14 protein-coding genes are annotated in these 16,082 nt (G+C 75.4%); 7 read left to right on the forward strand and 7 right to left on the reverse strand.

What is annotated here, in order from left to right; all coding sequences use genetic code 11:
* Positions 1-19: 19 nt before the first annotated feature.
* Positions 20-847 carry an MBL fold metallo-hydrolase gene (locus AKI01S_RS23630; RefSeq protein WP_067822043.1) on the reverse strand — a complete coding sequence of 276 codons (828 nt, stop codon included), beginning with the start codon at positions 845-847 and terminating at the stop codon, positions 20-22.
* Between the two features lie 66 nt (positions 848-913).
* Between AKI01S_RS23630 and AKI01S_RS23635 the strand changes: the two genes are divergently transcribed.
* Both AKI01S_RS23635 and AKI01S_RS23640 read left to right on the forward strand, forming a co-directional pair.
* Positions 914-1,339, forward strand: a complete 426-nt coding sequence (locus tag AKI01S_RS23635) for a MarR family winged helix-turn-helix transcriptional regulator (protein WP_067822045.1) — start codon at positions 914-916, stop codon at positions 1,337-1,339.
* Between the two features lie 70 nt (positions 1,340-1,409).
* The gene (locus AKI01S_RS23640) at positions 1,410-2,369 is read left to right on the forward strand and encodes a hypothetical protein (RefSeq protein WP_067822047.1); all 960 of its coding nucleotides are present in this window, start codon (positions 1,410-1,412) and stop codon (positions 2,367-2,369) included.
* Here AKI01S_RS23640 and AKI01S_RS50795 read toward each other — a convergent pair.
* The 3 genes from AKI01S_RS50795 to AKI01S_RS23650 all read right to left on the reverse strand — a co-directional run bounded on the left by AKI01S_RS50795 (position 2,366) and on the right by AKI01S_RS23650 (position 4,119).
* Positions 2,366-2,533 (reverse strand): hypothetical protein, encoded by a 168-nt coding sequence (locus tag AKI01S_RS50795; protein ID WP_157420072.1) that lies wholly within the window; start codon positions 2,531-2,533, stop codon positions 2,366-2,368. The genes AKI01S_RS23640 and AKI01S_RS50795 overlap by 4 nt on opposite strands.
* Positions 2,534-2,648: 115 nt before the next feature.
* Complete coding sequence (locus AKI01S_RS23645) at positions 2,649-3,557, reverse strand: CU044_5270 family protein (RefSeq protein ID WP_067822049.1); 909 nt, start codon at positions 3,555-3,557, stop codon at positions 2,649-2,651.
* Complete coding sequence (locus AKI01S_RS23650; RefSeq protein ID WP_067822051.1) at positions 3,550-4,119, reverse strand: RNA polymerase sigma factor; 570 nt, start codon at positions 4,117-4,119, stop codon at positions 3,550-3,552. Before AKI01S_RS23650 ends, AKI01S_RS23645 begins: the two co-directional genes overlap by 8 nt.
* A gap of 132 nt (positions 4,120-4,251) precedes the next feature.
* Between AKI01S_RS23650 and AKI01S_RS23655 the strand changes: the two genes are divergently transcribed.
* Positions 4,252-5,100 carry a hypothetical protein gene (locus tag AKI01S_RS23655; RefSeq protein ID WP_157420074.1) on the forward strand — a complete coding sequence of 283 codons (849 nt, stop codon included), beginning with the start codon at positions 4,252-4,254 and terminating at the stop codon, positions 5,098-5,100.
* 79 nt (positions 5,101-5,179) lie between these two features.
* Here the strand turns inward: AKI01S_RS23655 and AKI01S_RS23660 are convergent, their stop codons facing one another.
* Positions 5,180-5,569, reverse strand: a complete 390-nt coding sequence (locus AKI01S_RS23660) for a hypothetical protein (RefSeq protein WP_084000142.1) — start codon at positions 5,567-5,569, stop codon at positions 5,180-5,182.
* A 47-nt stretch (positions 5,570-5,616) separates the two neighbouring features.
* Positions 5,617-8,646, reverse strand: a complete 3,030-nt coding sequence (locus AKI01S_RS23665; RefSeq protein ID WP_067822057.1) for an AfsR/SARP family transcriptional regulator — start codon at positions 8,644-8,646, stop codon at positions 5,617-5,619.
* Between the two features lie 68 nt (positions 8,647-8,714).
* Here AKI01S_RS23665 and AKI01S_RS23670 point away from each other — a divergent pair, with 68 nt between their 5' ends.
* From AKI01S_RS23670 to AKI01S_RS23680, 3 genes are all read left to right on the forward strand, one after another.
* Positions 8,715-9,716: an NADP-dependent oxidoreductase gene (locus AKI01S_RS23670; RefSeq protein ID WP_067822059.1), complete on the forward strand. Its 1,002-nt coding sequence runs from the start codon at positions 8,715-8,717 to the stop codon at positions 9,714-9,716.
* On the forward strand, positions 9,716-10,270 hold the full coding sequence (locus AKI01S_RS23675; RefSeq protein WP_067822061.1) for an NAD(P)H oxidoreductase: 555 nt from the start codon (positions 9,716-9,718) through the stop codon (positions 10,268-10,270). The genes AKI01S_RS23670 and AKI01S_RS23675 overlap by 1 nt, the downstream gene beginning before the upstream one ends.
* A gap of 66 nt (positions 10,271-10,336) precedes the next feature.
* A complete protein-coding gene (locus AKI01S_RS23680; RefSeq protein WP_067822063.1) occupies positions 10,337-11,950 on the forward strand; it encodes an alkaline phosphatase D family protein in 1,614 nt (537 codons plus the stop codon).
* 115 nt (positions 11,951-12,065) lie between these two features.
* Here AKI01S_RS23680 and AKI01S_RS23685 read toward each other — a convergent pair whose 3' ends face one another.
* The gene (locus AKI01S_RS23685; RefSeq protein ID WP_067822065.1) at positions 12,066-12,848 is read right to left on the reverse strand and encodes a hypothetical protein; all 783 of its coding nucleotides are present in this window, start codon (positions 12,846-12,848) and stop codon (positions 12,066-12,068) included.
* Positions 12,849-13,027: 179 nt separating this feature from the next.
* On the opposite strand from AKI01S_RS23685, the gene AKI01S_RS54330 reads away from it, so the two are divergent.
* Entirely contained in the window at positions 13,028-15,769 is a 2,742-nt protein-coding gene (locus AKI01S_RS54330; protein ID WP_067822067.1) for a sigma-70 family RNA polymerase sigma factor, read from the forward strand.
* Positions 15,770-16,082 lie beyond the last annotated feature (313 nt).

Below are 16,082 nucleotides of genomic sequence, written 5' to 3' on the forward strand. Positions count from 1 at the left end.
CTCGCGGCGTCGGACGCGGTCACGCCACCGGCTCCCAGCGGCCGTCGCGGACGCGGCCGAAGGGCACGTCCGCGAAGTGGACGCCGAAGCCGAGCGTGTCGGGCTCGGAGAGCTCGGCGACCAGGAGGGCGCGTTCCTTGGCGGCCAGCTCCGGGTCGTGGTCGACGGCGGCGGACCAGTCGGGGCGGGCGGCCTGCGCCGGGGAGTGCAGGGCGTCGCCGAACGCGAGCAGGCGCCGTCCGCCGGAAGTGATCTCGTAGACGGTGTGCCCGGGGGTGTGGCCCGCGGTGATGCGGGTCCGGACGCCGGGGAAGACCTCCTCGCCGTCGGTGAAGGTGCGCACGCGGGGGGCGAGGGCGTCGAGGGTCTCGGCGGGGGTGCCGTGCTCGATGACGTGCTCGCGGTCGGCCCATTCGGGCGCGGCGACCAGGACCGTGGCGAAGCGGTCCTGCCAGCCGAGGTGGTCGGGGTGCAGGTGGGTGATCGCGACGGCCTCGACGTCGGCGGGGGCGCGGCCCAGGGCGGCGAGCGAGTCGGGGAGCGCTCCGCTGCGCACCGCGCCGGTCAGCGCGTTGGCGGGGTCGTCGGGGAGGGTGACGGGGCCGAAGCCGGTGTCGATGAGCAGCGCGCGGTCGCCGTGCTCGACGAGCAGGCCGCCGAGGCTGGCGACCAGGTTGCCGTCGTCGGCGAGGTACTCGGGGCGGGCGGCCCAGTCGGCGTCGGTGCTGGCGGGGAACCAGCCGCGCGGCTTGAGCCGCACGTCGCCGTCCGGGACGTAGGTGAGCCTCAGATCGCCGAGGGTCAGGGTGCGCGGGCCGGACGGGGTGGTGAGGCGGTTCGTCGTCATGGCCGAGAAACTTACAACTCGAATCATTCTAATTGCAACTGTTCCAACTTGATGTACTCTTGGTCCATGACGCCTGATCGCGAGGAGCTGGCCGTCGCCGAGCGCGAGCTGTGCGGCCTGGTGAACGGGCTCTCCCAGCGGATCGAGGGCCATGTCCGCGTCCGGGCCGCCACGCTCGGCCTGACCGCGCCGCAGGCGACCGCGCTGCGCGAGCTGACCGGCCCGATGACCCTGCGGGAGCTGGCCGAACGGATGAGCTGCGAGCCCTCCAACGCCACCTTCGTCGCCGACAAGCTGGAGAAGCAGGGCCTGGTCACGCGGCAGCCGCACCCCACCGACCGGCGCGCCAAGCGGCTCGTGCTCACCGAGAAGGGCACGGAGCTGCGCGAACGCCTGCTGACCATGCTGATGGAGGACTCCCCGCTCGCCGGGCTCTCCCCCGACGAGCAGCAGACGCTGCACAGGCTGCTGCTCCGCACGGCCGGAAGCTGACCGGGGTACTCAGCCCGGACTGAGTACTTCGACCGAGTCGCCCCGGCACGGCCTCTGCCAGGGTGGGCCCATGGTGCGGTGGAAGCTCGTTCTGGTGCAGCTCGCCGGGGTATGGGCGTTCGGCTCGGTGCTCACCGGGATGCTGGTCATGGCGTTCGTCATGGCCCTGTTCGGCGCCCCGCTCGTCGGGCTGGCGGTGGCCGTGCTCGGGGTGGCCGGGCTGGTGTTCGCGGGCACGGTCACGGCGGACGCCTCGCCGCTGACCCGCGCGCGGGGCACGCGCGTGCTCTGGGCGGTCCTGGTCTTCGCCGGCGGCGCGGCCGGGCTGGGGTCCGGCGCGTACGCCAACTCCGCGCTGAAGCTCCCGTTCGGCGAGAACGAGCTGGTCGTCGCCGTGCTGGGCGGGCTGCCGTTCGCGCTGGCGGCGGCGCTGCTGGCGGTGTGGTGGACGGCGGTGCCGACGCTGCTGGCGGTCGTCGCCGTGGTGGGGGGCGCGGTCACGGTGATCGACGACCGGAAGGACACCACCGCGTACGCCGGCCACCTGGAACGGCTCGGCGTGCCGCGCGAGCTGCTGTTCACCACCCGGGTGACGGGTTACCGGCCCGAGAGCGTCTCGGTGATCACGGCTCCGAGGCTGACGCTCAGGTCCGTCACGGCGGGCGCGCCCGCCCCGGCGTACTACGGGGCCGACCACATCACGGTGCGGGTGGAGCGCGGAACGTTCCCGGCCGCCGGCTGCCGCGCCCGCCTGGTCACCGACCGGGGAGAGGCGGAGCGCCCGTCCTGCGCCGAGGAACGGCCGGGGCTGTGGCGTCGCACGGGCACGATGGTCGAGAAGCCGGAGTGGGGCTGCCCGTGCGGGCTGCGGGAGTACGTGCTGCGGCGGGGGCCGCTGCTGGTGCGCGCCTCCGCCACCGACGGCGTCGCCGCCGCCCTGGTCCGCGACGCGGCGCTGAACGCCCGCCCCGCCACCGAGACCGAGGTCCGCGCGGCGCTGGACGCCATGTACGGGCCGCCCGGCCGCTAGCGCGACGCCTCGACGGCCGAGTGGGTGATCCGGGTGACGGGGTTCTCGGGCGGCTGCGGGATCACCGCGGAGACCGCCACCCCCGTGGCGACGACCAGCGCCATGGCCGCCCGGCGCCGCAGCCTCGACGGCCGCCGCCCGTCCGCGTCGTTCTGGACCGCCATGCCCGCTCCCTTCTCCGGTTCCCTGTGTGATCGAATCTAGGGAGCGGCGGTCCGCGGCGACATGGGCGCACCTACCCAACCCGGGGTGGGGCTGTCCCCACCCCGGGTGTCGGGACTACTTGGGCAGCGTGTCGGTCCAGCGGGCGGTGACGGTGACGGTGCCGCCCTCGGTCATCCACACCAGGCCGCCGTCGGGCATCACGTAGAAGTTGGAGTCGCGGAGCAGCCCGGTCGCCGGGTCGACGACGACGCGGGCCTTGCCACTGGCCAGCGGGATCTGGAGTCCCTGGCCACCGGGCACCCGGCCGAGGTTGGTCACGCCCGGCCAGGCGGCGAGGGCGCGGAACGCGGCGGCGCGGGCCTGCGGCGTGACCGGGGCCGACGAGACCATGGAGATCAGCGAGGTGAGGGTGAACTCCCTGCGGTCGGCGGCGGTGAGCCCGCCCCGGCTGGTGCGGATGTCGCTGCGCGCGACGGCGGCGGAGATCCAGTCACGCAGCGCGTCCGGCCTGCCCGGCAGGCGGCGGACCTGCTCGTAGGTGACCTCCAGCGAGCCCAGGCTGAGCCGCGGCCTCCCCGGGACCTTGTACATCTCCCCCTCGGTCTTCAGGTCGCGCCGCCATGCCTGGCCCCGGCGGTCCGTCCAGCGCTCACCGAGGACGGGCGCGGAGCGCGGGCCGCCCTTCTCGACCTTCCGGACATACCAGTAGGCGCCCTTGCCCTCCGGGGTCCTCTCGGCGGTGTCGGCGGCGGCGAGCAGGACCTGCCGCGCCGACATGGGGGCGGCGGCGGGCGGGCTGTTGGGCGCGGGGGCCGAGGGGGTGCCGGTGCCGACCGCGACGACGGCCACCGCGGCGGCGGCCGTCAGGGACAGGCCGATGGCGGGCCAGGCGAAACGGCGGCGGGAACGGGCCGTCCCTCCGCCGCGCACGGCGTTCTGGAGGCGGTGGCGGCCCTCCGCGACCGCGTCGCGGTCCGGTTCGGGCTTGGCGAGCGCCGCCGCGATCATCTGAAGGTCATCCATGGAGGTCCTCCCGGTTCAGGGTCTTGTTGAGCTTCTTGCGGGCCCGGCTGAGCCGGGAGCCGACCGTGCCGTAGGAGACGCCGAGGGCCTGGGCGACCTCCTCGTGGGTGAGCTGGCCGAGCGCGACCAGCAGCAGCACGTCGCGTTCGCCCTGGTTCAGCCCGAGCAGGGCCTGGGCGACGCGGGGCCGCATGTGCTGCGCCGCGACGGTGGCGACGACCCGGCCCTCGGGGCCGTCGGCGGTCTCGGCCCGGCCGCGCGCCAGGGCCTTGTAGTGGCGGGCCTCCCTGCGGCGGTGCCGGGCCACGATGTTGGTGGCGATCCCGAACAGCCAGGGCCGCAGCCCGCCGCGTTCGGGGTCGAACCGGTCCCGCAGCCCGAACGCGACCAGGAACGTCTCGGCGGCGGCGTCCTCCCCCGCCTGCACGTCCAGCCGCCCGGACACGTACAGGTACACGTCGCGGTGGTAGCGGTCGTAGACGGCGGTGAACGACTCCGGATCGCGCCGGAACAGCGCGGCGAGCTCGGCGTCGTCCGCCCGCTCCTCCACACCGGCACTCATGGTCGTGCCTTCGTCATGCGCGCCTCCTGAGGGGCGTGGGCGACAGCTTTCACCGACCCTTCGCGCGAACCATCGATCGCTTTCCCTGTTCCTCTTAGGAAGCTCTTATTTCCGGGACGCACAGTTTCGGGCATGGTTCGTAGAGCGTTGTCGAAGGGGTGCGCCGCCGTCGGCGCACTGGGGGTGCTGGCCGCCGGGTGCGGCGGTAACGGATGGGCGGAGCGGGTCGCGGCCGCGTCGCCGGTGCGGCTGGAGGGGAACGACGCCGTCCTCCGGCTGGGGAGCGGCGAGTACCGCGTCGATGTCAGGAGGCTCGGGGTCACGGCGCGGACCCGGGACGGCCGCTCGCTGACCCTGGCCGAGCCCGTGCCGGATCTCGGCGAGCCCGGCCGGGTCGCGCCGAAGGGCGGCGCCGTGGCGTGGTCGTTCCCGGAGCGGGGCCTGTCGGTCACCGCCGGGGGGCGGGACGGGACGCTGAAGTGGCCCGTCACCGGGACCGACGGGGGGACCTCGCGGCTGGCCGTGCCCGTGGGCGCGGGCATGGGCGTGCCGGTGGACGACCCGTTCTGGAACTCGGCCGGGTCGCGGTTCGCCGGGGAGGAGATGCGGCTGGCGGGCGACCTGACCATGCCGTTCTGGGGCTACCAGGTCGGGTCGCGCGGCGTGAGCCACATCGTGCCGACCGACATCGGGACGACGGTGAGGTTCGTGTCGCGGAAGGGACGGCTGCACGGCGAGACCGCGCACACGTTCGGCAGGGGCGACGGCACCCGTGACTACACGGTGGCGTTCTCGCTGACCGACGCGTCGCCCGTGGCCCCGGCGAAGGACTACCGCGCCTGGATGCGGTCCCGCGGCGAACTCGGCTCCCTCAAGCGGAAGATCGACCGGAATCCCGAGGTCGGGAAGCTCGTCGGGGCGTTCCACGCCTACCTGTGGGGCGAGGCGAAGTCGGCGGACTCCGTGCGCCACCGCGCATGACGGCCTGGACGGCGGCTGCGTCCGGGCCGAGGTCCGCGGCGGCGCGCCGCGGACGCTGTGCCCGTGAGGCCGGACGCGGTCACCCCGCGGTCCCGCGGGCCCGGACACCGCGGGAGACGGCGCTGATCACGGCGGTGGCCGCCCCGGTGGCGAACAGGGTCCCGAGGGCGACCGCCGCCGCGCCGACCAGCCAGAGCCCGCTGCCGTCGTCGGACCAGTCGTAGGAGGCCGCCGCCGTCAGGCCCACGGTGATGCCGAACGTCGCGGCGAGCGCGTACCGGCGGTGGGCGGCCACCCCGCCGACGATCATCAGCACGGCCACCAGGCCGACGACCTGCCACGCCTCGTAGGGGCCGCTGACGTGGCCGTCGGAGTGCTCGACGTACTTCTGGTCCCAGCCGAGCCAGACGGCCCAGTCGGCGGCGGCGACGGCGGCCAGCAGGACGGCGGCGACAAGGTGGCGGATCATGCGACCAGTCTCGTCGGCCCGCCGGGGGAGCGGCAGAGCGCCGGTACTCATCTTCCGTCTGAGTACCGGTGCGCGTCCCGGTCGGTGAGCGCGCGGACGGCGGCCCGGACGCGGTCCACGTCGCCGCGCTCGGCCTCGGGCAGCGGGGCGTCCACCGAGGCGCGCAGGGCGGTGGCCTCGTCGAGGAGGCGGACGGCGGTCGCGGCGTCGCCCGCCAGGACCGTCGCGCCCGCCATCCCCTCCAGCGCGTGGGCGATCGCCCGGGGGTCGCCGATCCGGCGGGCGGCGGCCAGGGCGTCCTCGTGGAGGGCGCGGGCCCTGCCCACATCGCCCCGCCTCTGGGCGACGAACCCCAGCTCGGTCAGGACCAGCGGCAGGCCCGGCTCACCGTCCACCTTGCGGATCCACGGCAGCCACCTGGCCAGGATGCCCTCGGCGCGGTCCAGGTCGCCCCGGCGGCGCGCGGCCAGGGCCAGGCCCACGTCGGCGAAGTGCTCGGCGACCAGGTTGGACTGGGTGACCGCCAGGCGGCGGGCGCGCTCGTGCAGGGCGTCGGCGGTGTCGGCGTCGCCGGTCAGCAGGTGGATGCGGCCCAGCCCGGAGAGGCTGAACGACACCTGCGCCCACAATCCCAGCTCCTCGGCCATGCGCAGGCTCTCGCGGTGCAGGCGGGCCGCCTCGGGGTAGTCGCCCGCGATCTCGGCGACGTCGGCGAGGGTCCCGGCGGCGTGCAGGCCGCCCCAGCGGTCCCCCACCTCGCGGAACAGGCCGCGGGCCTCGGACGCGTCGCGGCGCGCGGCCGCCAGGTCGGAGCGGGCGCGGGCGATCGTGGCGCGGACGCTCAGCGCGGCGGCCACGCCCCACCGGTCGTCGCGGGCCCGGAACGTCTCCAGCGCGCGCCCGACCAGGTCGGCGGTGACGTCCAGGTCGCCGAAGCCCCGGTGCGCGAAGCCCAGGAACCACCGCGTCCACGCGCGCGTCCCGGGGTCGTCGATCTCGGCCTCCGCGGCGCGGACGGCCGCGCCGCGCGCCCTCTCGTCGGTGCCGTCGCTGGTCAGCAGGGAGAACCCGGCGAGCCAGACCCGCGCCTCGACGGCGCCCGGCAGGTCGCCGCCGCGCGCCAGGGCGCGTTCCAGGGCGCGGCGGGCCTCCAGCACGCGCCCGCGCAGGAACCAGTACCAGGACAGGGCGTTGACGAGGCGGAGCGCCTCGGCGGGCGGCGCGGAGTCGAGGACGGCGCGCAGGTTGGCGTCCTCGGCGTCCAGGCGTTCCAGCCACTCCCGCTGGTCACGGCCGTACAGGCGGGCCGCGGCGCGTTCGGCGAGCGCGACGTTCCAGGCCAGGTGGCGGCGGCGGATCTCGTCGGCCTCGCCCGCCTCGTGGAGGCGTTCCAGGGCGTAGGCGCGGACCGACTCCAGCAGGCGGTACCGCGGGCCCGCGACGACCAGCGAACGGTCCACCAGCCGCGCCAGCGTGTCCAGGACGTTCACGCCGGGCGCGGCGCAGACCTGTTCGGCGGCGGGCAGGACGCAGCCGTCGGCGGGCACGGCCAGGCGGCGCAGGACGACGCGTTCGGCCTCGGTGAGCGGCTCCCAGCTCCAGTCGATCATCGCGCGGAGGGTGCGCTGCCGGGCGGGGGCGTCGCGGCGGCCCGCCACCAGCACGCCGAACCGGTCGTCCAGGCGGGCGGCCAGCTCGTGGACGCCGACGGCCCGGACGCGCGTGGCGGCCAGCTCCAGCGCCAGGGGGATGCCGTCGAGGCGACGGCAGATCGACGCGACGGCCGCGGCGTTGTCGCCGGTCAGCGCGAACCCCGGCGCGACGGCGGCGGCCCGCTCGGCGAACAGCCGCTCCGCGTCCGGCGGGTCCAGCGGCGCGACCGGCCACAGCGCCTCCCCGGCGATCCCCAGGGGTTCCTGGCTGGTGGCGAGGATCCGCAGGTCCGGCGCGGCGCGCAGCAGGTCGGCGGCGAGGGCGGCGACCTGCTCGACGACGTGCTCGCAGTTGTCGAGCAGCAGGAGCAGGCGCTTGCCGCGCAGCCGTTCGGGCAGCGGGACCCGGTCGTCGCGGGCCCCGAGCGCGTTCGCGACGACGTCGGCCGCGCCCGTCCGCGCGCCCCGGTCCAGCCCGGCCAGCTCCACCAGCCACGCCCCGCCGGGCGGGTCCAGGGCGCGGGCGGTCTCCAGGGCGAGGCTGGTCTTGCCGACACCGCCCGGCCCGACCAGCGTGACCATCCGGGACGTGCCGAGCAGGGAGCGCACCCCGGCCACCGCGCCGTCCCGGCCGATCAGGTCGGTGACGGGGGCGGGCAGGTTGCCGCGCGGCCGCTCGGGGGCCAGCGACGGGTCCTGCCGGAGGATCGCCTCGTGCAGGGCGGCCAGCTCGGGGCCGGGGTCGAGGCCGAGCTCGTCGGCGAGGCGTTCGCGCAGCTCGGCGTAGGCGGCGAGGGCCTCGGTCTGGCGGCCGGAACGGTACAGGGCCCGCAGGTGGACGGCCCGCAGGCGCTCCCGCAGGGGATGGCGCTCGACCAGGTCGGCGAGGTCGGCGGTGAGCGCGTCGTGCTCGCCGAGGGCGAGGCGGGCCTCGGCGCGGTCCTCCAGGACGGCCAGCCGCTCCTCCGCCAGCCGCGTGACCTCCGCCCGCGCGAACTCCGCGTCGGCGAAGTCGGCGTAGGGCTCGCCGCGCCACAGGTCCAGGGCCTCGCCGAGCAGCGCGGACCGTTCGGCCGGGTCGTCGGCGGCGCGGCCCCGGGCGGCCAGCTCACGGAACCGGACGGCGTCCACGGAGCCGCCGCGCAGCAGGTAGCCGGGCCGCTGCGACACCACCAGCGCACGCGCCCCCGGCTCGGCCTCCTCCAGCGCCCGCCGGAGCTGCGACACCCGCGTCTGCAACGTGGCGAGGGGGTTGCGCGGCAGGCGCTCGCCCCACAGGTCGTCGATCAGCCGGTCCGCCGAGACGGGCCGCCCCTCGTTGGCCAGCAGGTCGGCCAGCAGCGCCCGCACCTTCAGGTCGGGGATCCGCACCGGACGCCCGTCGTCGGTCCACGCCGCGACCGGCCCCAGCACCCCGAAACGCATGCAGGCAGGTTAACGCCCCAAAGCCGACCCAAAGGATTCCTGAAGCGCCGCTCGGCAGAGTCGGGGCCATGACGAACACCCACCGTGAGATCCGGCTCGCCGCCCGCCCCGCCGCCAAGGCCGGCCCCGAGCACTTCGCCCTCGTCGAGACCGCCGTCCCCGAACCCGCCGACGGCCAGGTCCTCGTCCGCAACACATGGATGTCCGCGGACCCCTACATGCGCCTGCTGATGAACGAGGACGTCGAGGCGGTCCTGCCGCCGTACCAGGTCGGGGAGCCGCTGTTCGGCGCGGCGGTCGGCGAGGTCGTCGCCTCGCGCTCCCCGGAGGTCCCGGTCGGCGCGACCGTGACGCACTTCCTCGGCTGGCGCGAGTACGCCGTCCTGGACGCCGCCGAGGCCACCGTGGTCGACACCGGCCTCGCCCCCGCCCAGGCGTACCTGAGCGCGCTCGGCACCACCGGGCTCACCGCGTGGGCCGCGCTCACCGAGGTGGTCCCGGTCCGCGAGGGCGACGTGGTCTTCGTGTCGGCGGCGGCCGGGGCGGTCGGCAGCGTCGCCGGGCAGATCGCCCGCAGGCTGGGCGCCGCCAGGGTCATCGGCTCGGCGGGCGGCCCGGACAAGACCAAGAAGCTCGTCCACGACCTCGGCTTCGACGCCGCCCTGGACTACCGGAAGGGCGACCTGGCGGGCCAGCTCGCGGAGGCGGCCCCGGACGGCATCGACCTGTACGTGGACAACGTCGGCGGCGACCACCTGGAGGCCGCGATCGAGGCCATGCGGACCGGCGCCCGCGCCGTCCTGATCGGCGCGATCAGCGGCTACGACGCCGCCGTCCCCGGCCCCCGCAACCTCGACAAGATCGTTCAGCGGCGGCTCACCCTGCGCGGCATGCAGGTGAGCGACCACTTCGACCGATTCCCCGAGTACATCGCGCAGGCGGCGGGCTGGCTGGCCGACGGCTCCCTGCGCACCGAGGAGACGGTCATGGAGGGCATCGCGAACGCCCCGGCCGCCCTGCTCGGCCTCCTGACCGGATCGAACACCGGAAAGATGCTGGTGAAGCTCTGATGACCACCCCGAACCCGGCGCCCACGGCGCTGCTCGTCGTCGCGCACCCCCGTCCCGACTCCCTCACCGCCGAGGTGGCGCGGCGGACGGCCGAGCGCCTCCGCGCCGACGGCCACACCGTGGACCTCCTGGACCTGCACGCCGAGGGCTTCGACCCCCGCATGACCCCGGCGGACGAGCCGGACTGGGCCGACCCCGGCAAGCGCTACACCGCCGAGACCCACCGCCACATGGACCGCGTCACGGCCGCCGACAAGATCGTCGTGGTGTTCCCCGTCTGGTGGTTCGGCCCGCCCGCGATCCTCAAGGGCTGGTTCGACCGCGTCTGGAACCACGGCTTCGCCTACGGCCCCCGCGACCTGTCCGGCAAGAGCATGGAGTGGATCGCCCTGGCGGGGCAGACCGCCCGCGGCTACGCCGAATCGGGCCTGGACGAGGTCATGGAGACCCAGCTCCGCGTCGGCATCTCCGAGTACTGCGGCATCAAGGACACCGCGTTCCGGATCCTCTACGACTCGGTCGACGGGACCGCCGCGCTGCTCGACGAGCTGTGACCCCACCAAGGACGAACGGCTCAAACCATGGACGCGGCCGCCCCCGGTCCGCTAGAGAATCGAGGTATGACAGCTTTGGTGTTGGGCCCGCTGCTCCGCCACGTCGGCGAGCACACCGCGACCATCTGGGTGGAGACCTCCCACCCTTGCAGGGTGCGGGTGCACAACGAGGAGCACGGGCTCGACGCGGCCGCGCGGACGTTCACCGTCCACGGCCACCACTACGCGCTGGTCGAGATCGACGGCCTGGAGGCCGGGGCGCGCGTCCCCTACGCGGTCGATCTCGACGACACCCGCGTGTGGCCGGAGGGCGTCACCCGGTTCCCGCCGGCGCAGATCCGGACGCTGGACCTGTCGGACGGGCTCCAGATCTCCTTCGGGTCGTGCCGGCGGGCGCCCGACACGGCGCGGGCGTTCGGGGAGGACGCGCTGGCGGCGCTGGCGCACCAGCTCGCCGACGGTGGCGAGGGGTGGCCCGACGCGCTGCTGATGGTCGGCGACCAGGTGTACGCCGACGAGCTCAGCGAGGAGATGCGCACGTTCATCCGGGCGCGCCGCACCGAGGAGCCCCTCGACGAGCTCGCCGACTTCGAGGACTACACCCACCTGTACAAGCTGGCGTGGAACGAGGATCCGGCGGTGCGCTGGCTGCTGGCGACCCTGCCCACGTTCGTGATCTTCGATGACCACGACATCCGCGACGACTGGAACACCTCCTACGAGTGGCGGGTCCAGATGTGGCGCGAGCCCTGGTGGCGCAACCGTATCGTCGGCGGCATCGCCTCCTACTGGGTGTACCAGCACCTGGGGAACCTGTCGCCGCAGGAGCGCGCCGCCGACCCGATGTACCGGGCCGTCCGCGAGGCGTCCGCCGACGGCGGCGACGGCGGGAAGATCCTCGACGAGTTCGCCGAGCGCGCCGACAAGCAGCCGGACACCGCGCGCTGGAGCTACGCCCACGAGTGGGGCGACGTCCGCCTGGTCGTCGTGGACAGCCGCTGCTCCCGGCTGCTGACGCCGGACCGGCGCGGGATGCTCGACGACGCCGAGTTCGACTGGCTGGACCGGCAGCTGCGCGGCGACGTGGACCACCTGCTGATCGCCAGCTCGCTGCCGTACCTGCTGGCCCCGGCGATCCACCACGGCGAGAACTGGAACGAGGCCGTCGCGGGCGGCGCGTGGGGCCCCCGGATGGCGCGGTTCGGGGAGAAACTGCGGCAGGGCGCGGACCTGGAGCACTGGGGCGCGTTCGACCGGTCGTTCCGCGAGGTCGCCCGGGACGTGATCGAGGTCGGGCGGGGCGAGCGCGGCCGGGCCCCGGCCAGCATCTCGTTCCTGTCCGGCGACGTCCACTACTCCTACCTGGCGCGCGTCACCGACCCCGGCACCGACTCGGTCATCACGCAGGTCGTGTGCTCGCCGCTGCGCAACCCGCTGCCCGCCGCGTTCCGCTGGGCCAACCGCCTCGCCGTCGCCCGGCCGACGGCGGCCCTCCCCCGGCTGCTGGCGCGGTGGGCGAAGGTGCCCAAGCCGCCGCTGCGGTGGCGGATCACCGACGGCCCCTGGTTCGACAACGCCATCGCGACCGTGGACCTGCGCGGCCGTTCCTGCCGGATCCGCTGGGAGACCCCCTCGTCCGAGACGACGCTGACCGGCATGGGGGCCGTCGACCTGACCTGAACCGGGCCGCCGGGTGCGTCCGTTCCGCCCCCTCGCCGGAACGGACGCGCCCCGGCCGGGCCACCGGCGCCGGCCCCCGCCCCCTCGCCGGGAGCGCGCGACGCCGGTGGCGTCCCTAGCGGGCCATGCGGCCCAGCAGTTCCTGCGCCTCGGCCAGCGACGCGGGAAGCTCCTCCGCCCAGATCAGGAAACCGTCGCGTTCGTGCTGGTAGGAACGTTCCCGCCCGCCGACGGCGACCGGGGCCGCGCCGAGCGTGCGCTCCAGCGACCGGTGCAGCGCGTCGAGATGGGCGGCCAGGTCCGGGCCGGACCGCACCAGCGCCGCGGCCCGGCCCATGCCCACCAGCGTCAGCGTCTCGCCGCCCCGGAACACCGCGCGCAGGTCGTGCGCGACGACGATCGCGCGGGCCAGCCGCCGCCACGGCTCGGCCTGGGCGGGCAGGTCCACCACGACCAGGCGGTGGGTGTCGCCGACCGCCGTGCCGGGCGCGCCGCCGAGCGCCCCCGCCGCGCGGTACACCTCGGCCAGCCGGGACCGCAGGTAGGGCATCGTCGTCAGCCCGGTCAGCGGGTCCTCGCAGGTCTGCGCGGCCAGCTCCATCAGCCCCGAGTCCACCCAGCCCTCGGCGGCGCACCGCACCAGCGACAGCGGCGGGTCCGGCCAGTGCAGCTCGGCGAACAGCGCGCCGAGGTCGTCCAGGGTCTCGCCGAGCCCGATCCCGGCGCGTCCGCGCGCCCTCCCCAGCCGCACGCACGCCACCGCCATGCCCTTCCCCAGGCACACCGCCGCCGTCACCGACTCCACGGCCGGGGTCCACCAGTCCCCGGGCACCGCCCAGCCGGCCGCCAGGCTGCGTTCCCGCCACCGTTCCCGCAGTTCGTCCGGCTCATCCCGCATAGTCACTCCTGTCCCCTCGACCCTTCTGAGCTGGGCGGACCCTCTTTCCGGCCCGTGCCGTCACACCTATGACGGCGAAGCGGTTTAGCCATGACGCGGTTTGCGGAATCATTTCCCGCGACACTCGGTGTTCAAGTCATCACCAAGAGCGATCAAGGATCGGGTCGAGGAGGGCGTGCGTGGGCAAGGCCGCGTCGGGGACCGCCCCCACGGGAACGGCGCCGGAACCCAGCGACGCCGTGCTCATCGCCCGGATCCGGGCCGGGGACTCCGAGGCGCTGGGGCTGCTGTTCGCACGGCACCGGGCCGCGGCGCGCGGGCTGGCCGGGCACCTGATCGGGGGCGACGCCGCCGACGACGCGGTGCAGAACGCGTTCGAGAGGATCCTGGACGCGATCCGGCGCGGCGGCGGCCCGCGGTCGGGGTTCCGGCCGTACCTGCTGACGGCGGTCCGCAACAGCGTCTACGACATGTACCGCAACGACCGGCGGCTGCACACCACCGACCGGATGGAGCTGTTCGACCCGGGGCTGCCGTTCGACGACCCGGCGCTGGAGGGGCTGGAACGCACGATGATCGTGCAGGCGTACCGGTCGCTGCCGGAACGCTGGCAGACCGTGCTGTGGCACACCGTCGTGGAGGGCGCCAGGCCCGCCGACGTCGCGCCGCTGCTCGGCCTCACCCCCAACGGGGCCGCCGCCCTCGCCTACCGCGCCCGGGAGGGCCTGCGGCAGGCGTACCTCCAGATGCACCTGGCGCGGGAGCGGACCGCCGAGCACGCCGCCCCCGGCGTCGCCGCCGGGGCCGCCGTGACCGTCGACGCGCGGTGCCGTCCCGTTCTCGACAAGCTCGGCGCGTACGTGCGCGACGGCCTGGCCAGGCGGGACGCCCGCAAGATCGAGGAACATCTGGGCGACTGCGCCCGCTGCCAGGCGATCCACGCCGAACTCGTCGACGTCAACACCACCCTGCGCGAGGCCCTGGGCCCGGTCGTGCTCGGCACGGCCGGCGTCGCCTACCTGGCGGCGGCCCAGGCGGGCGTCGCCGGCGGCGGGATCTTCGGCTGGTTCCGGCACCTGCCCAAACGGCAGCAGCAGGCGCTCGGCGCCGGCGCGGCGGGTTTGGCGATCATGGTCGGGATGGCGCTGGCGATGGTCCCGACCGGCGACAAGAAGCCGATCACGCCCGCCGCCCGGCCCCCGGCGGCCGCCCCGCCCGCCCCCAAGCCGCAGCCTCCCGAACCCCGGCCACCGCGACCACGGCCCCCGGAACCGAAGCCACCGGAGCAGAAGCCCCCGAAGCCCTCACCCCGGCCGAACGCGCCCCGCCCCGCCCCGCCACCTCCCCCGGAGCGGCCCGCCCGGCTCACCGCGAGCATCGGCGCGATCGGGACGCTGCTGCGCCAGCAGACCGGGATCGTGGCGATGGCGGTCCGCAACGACGGCACGGGCCGTTCCGAGAACGTGGTGGCCGACGTGGACCTGCCACCCGACGTCACCTACCGGGGCGCGGCCTCGGGCCGGAACTCGGCGACGTTCACACCGCTGCGCCCACCCGGCGACGGCTGGAACTGCCGCCCCCACAAGCCCCCGACCATCCCCAACACCGCCCTCCACACGCCCAACGGCCGAGCGACGGGTACCCGCCCGTCCGGCGCTCGCACGCCCAGGGCCAACGCCACCAGCACCCGCGCCGCCAAAGCCCGCACACCCGCTGCCCGCGCGTCAGGCAGCCGCGCGGTCGGCGCTCGTACGCCCGGCGCCCACATACCCGGCGCCCACATGCCGGGCTCCGACGTGTCGGGGGCGGAGGTGGCTGGCGGTGGGGAGCACTTGGTTTCGCGGTATACGCGTGTCCGTTGCACGCGCGCCCCGATCAAGCCGGGTGACACCACCTCCGCGTATCTGGACGTCCACGTCGGCGACGCCGCGCCCTACGCCACGCCGCCGCGGGTCACGCTGCGCTCCGGCGGGCACCGGGTCACCGCGCGGGCCGACCGGGGCGTCGCGCCCGACGGGATGCCCGCCCGGTTCGCCGTGGACGGCAACGTCCGGACCGTGCAGACCGGCAACGCGCTGCTCACCTGCGACCCGGAGCGGTCCGGCTGCCGCGCGGCGCTGGACCGCCGGGGGCACCGCCGCGACAACGACTTCTGGGACATGGTCCCGGCCGACCGCGACGACGACCCGAAGACCGCCTCCTCCAGCGCCGCGCGCCTCGACCTGCCGCCCGGCGCGAAGGTGCTGTGGGCGGGCCTGTACTGGTCGGGCGCGGTCCCGTCCGAGCGGGGTGACGACCCGGTGACCGCGAAGCTGCGCGGGCCCGGCGGCGGGTACCGGACGGTCCGGCCCGCCGAGACGCAGCGCGGCCGGCTGCCCGGCTACCCCGCCTACCAGGCGTTCGCCGACGTCACCGCGCAGGTCCGCGAGCACGGCGGCGGAACGTGGTGGGCCGCCGACGTCCCCACCCGCGACGGCTCGGCCACCCACGCCGGCTGGAGTCTGGTCGCGGTGGTCGCCGACCCGGAGGCCCCCTACCAGCAGGCGATGGTGCTCGACGCGGTGCGCGCGCTGGGCCCGCACCGCGACTACCACCGGCGGTTCGACGTCCCGGTGAACGGCCTGCTCGCCGCCGCCCGCCCGGCCCGGATCGGCCTGGTCGCCTGGGAGGGCGACGCCGACCTGCCCGGCGACCGGCTGCTGCTGGACGGGCAGCCCCTCACGCCCGCCGCCGGGGACCGCGACGCGGGCAACGTCCTGGACGGCTCGTCCGACGGCGCCGTCGGGCCCGGACTTACGTTCGGGATAGATGTGGATTACTTCACCGCGGTGCTGGACGGACGCGCCACGCTCACGCTGACCACCCGGCAGGACGCGCTCCTGGCGGGGGTCGTCACCGTCACCGCGCCGATGCGGAGTTGAAAGCGGAGGTCCGGGAAAGACCACCGGGAACCCCGGCCGCACCCCCAGTCGTAAAGATCATGACGAAGCATTAGGGGCAGTCCGGAACGCCTGGTAGCGTCCGCGCTGTCGTCGTCCGGCGCGCCGGCGCCGCCCGCCCTTCCGGGGCGGACCGCGGGGTCCGGCCGGAAGTCGGCGCTCGGCGACGGTCGCGCACGGGCGGCCCGCATGAAAGAGTGGCGAATCGCCGTATTGGCCTACGGGGCAGACGGGCTTCACTACGCTATAGAGACCCGGGTCCTCCGCCGGTCCGCGTCCCGCTCCCCGGCCCGGC

The organism is Actinomadura kijaniata NBRC 14229 (assembly GCF_001552175.1).
In the GTDB taxonomy this organism is placed as follows: Bacteria; Actinomycetota; Actinomycetes; order Streptosporangiales; family Streptosporangiaceae; genus Spirillospora; species Spirillospora kijaniata.

Excerpts from the sequence above, each read along its gene's own strand:
- AKI01S_RS23630 (WP_067822043.1), bottom strand. The coding sequence starts at position 847 with ATGACGACGAACCGCCTCACCACCCCGTCCGGCCCGCGCACCCTGACC.
- AKI01S_RS23635 (WP_067822045.1), top strand. The coding sequence starts at position 914 with ATGACGCCTGATCGCGAGGAGCTGGCCGTCGCCGAGCGCGAGCTGTGC.
- AKI01S_RS23640 (WP_067822047.1), top strand. The coding sequence starts at position 1,410 with ATGGTGCGGTGGAAGCTCGTTCTGGTGCAGCTCGCCGGGGTATGGGCG.
- AKI01S_RS50795 (WP_157420072.1), bottom strand. The coding sequence starts at position 2,533 with ATGGCGGTCCAGAACGACGCGGACGGGCGGCGGCCGTCGAGGCTGCGG.
- AKI01S_RS23645 (WP_067822049.1), bottom strand. The coding sequence starts at position 3,557 with ATGGATGACCTTCAGATGATCGCGGCGGCGCTCGCCAAGCCCGAACCG.
- AKI01S_RS23650 (WP_067822051.1), bottom strand. The coding sequence starts at position 4,119 with ATGAGTGCCGGTGTGGAGGAGCGGGCGGACGACGCCGAGCTCGCCGCG.
- AKI01S_RS23655 (WP_157420074.1), top strand. The coding sequence starts at position 4,252 with ATGGTTCGTAGAGCGTTGTCGAAGGGGTGCGCCGCCGTCGGCGCACTG.
- AKI01S_RS23660 (WP_084000142.1), bottom strand. The coding sequence starts at position 5,569 with ATGATCCGCCACCTTGTCGCCGCCGTCCTGCTGGCCGCCGTCGCCGCC.
- AKI01S_RS23665 (WP_067822057.1), bottom strand. The coding sequence starts at position 8,646 with ATGCGTTTCGGGGTGCTGGGGCCGGTCGCGGCGTGGACCGACGACGGG.
- AKI01S_RS23670 (WP_067822059.1), top strand. The coding sequence starts at position 8,715 with ATGACGAACACCCACCGTGAGATCCGGCTCGCCGCCCGCCCCGCCGCC.
- AKI01S_RS23675 (WP_067822061.1), top strand. The coding sequence starts at position 9,716 with ATGACCACCCCGAACCCGGCGCCCACGGCGCTGCTCGTCGTCGCGCAC.
- AKI01S_RS23680 (WP_067822063.1), top strand. The coding sequence starts at position 10,337 with ATGACAGCTTTGGTGTTGGGCCCGCTGCTCCGCCACGTCGGCGAGCAC.
- AKI01S_RS23685 (WP_067822065.1), bottom strand. The coding sequence starts at position 12,848 with ATGCGGGATGAGCCGGACGAACTGCGGGAACGGTGGCGGGAACGCAGC.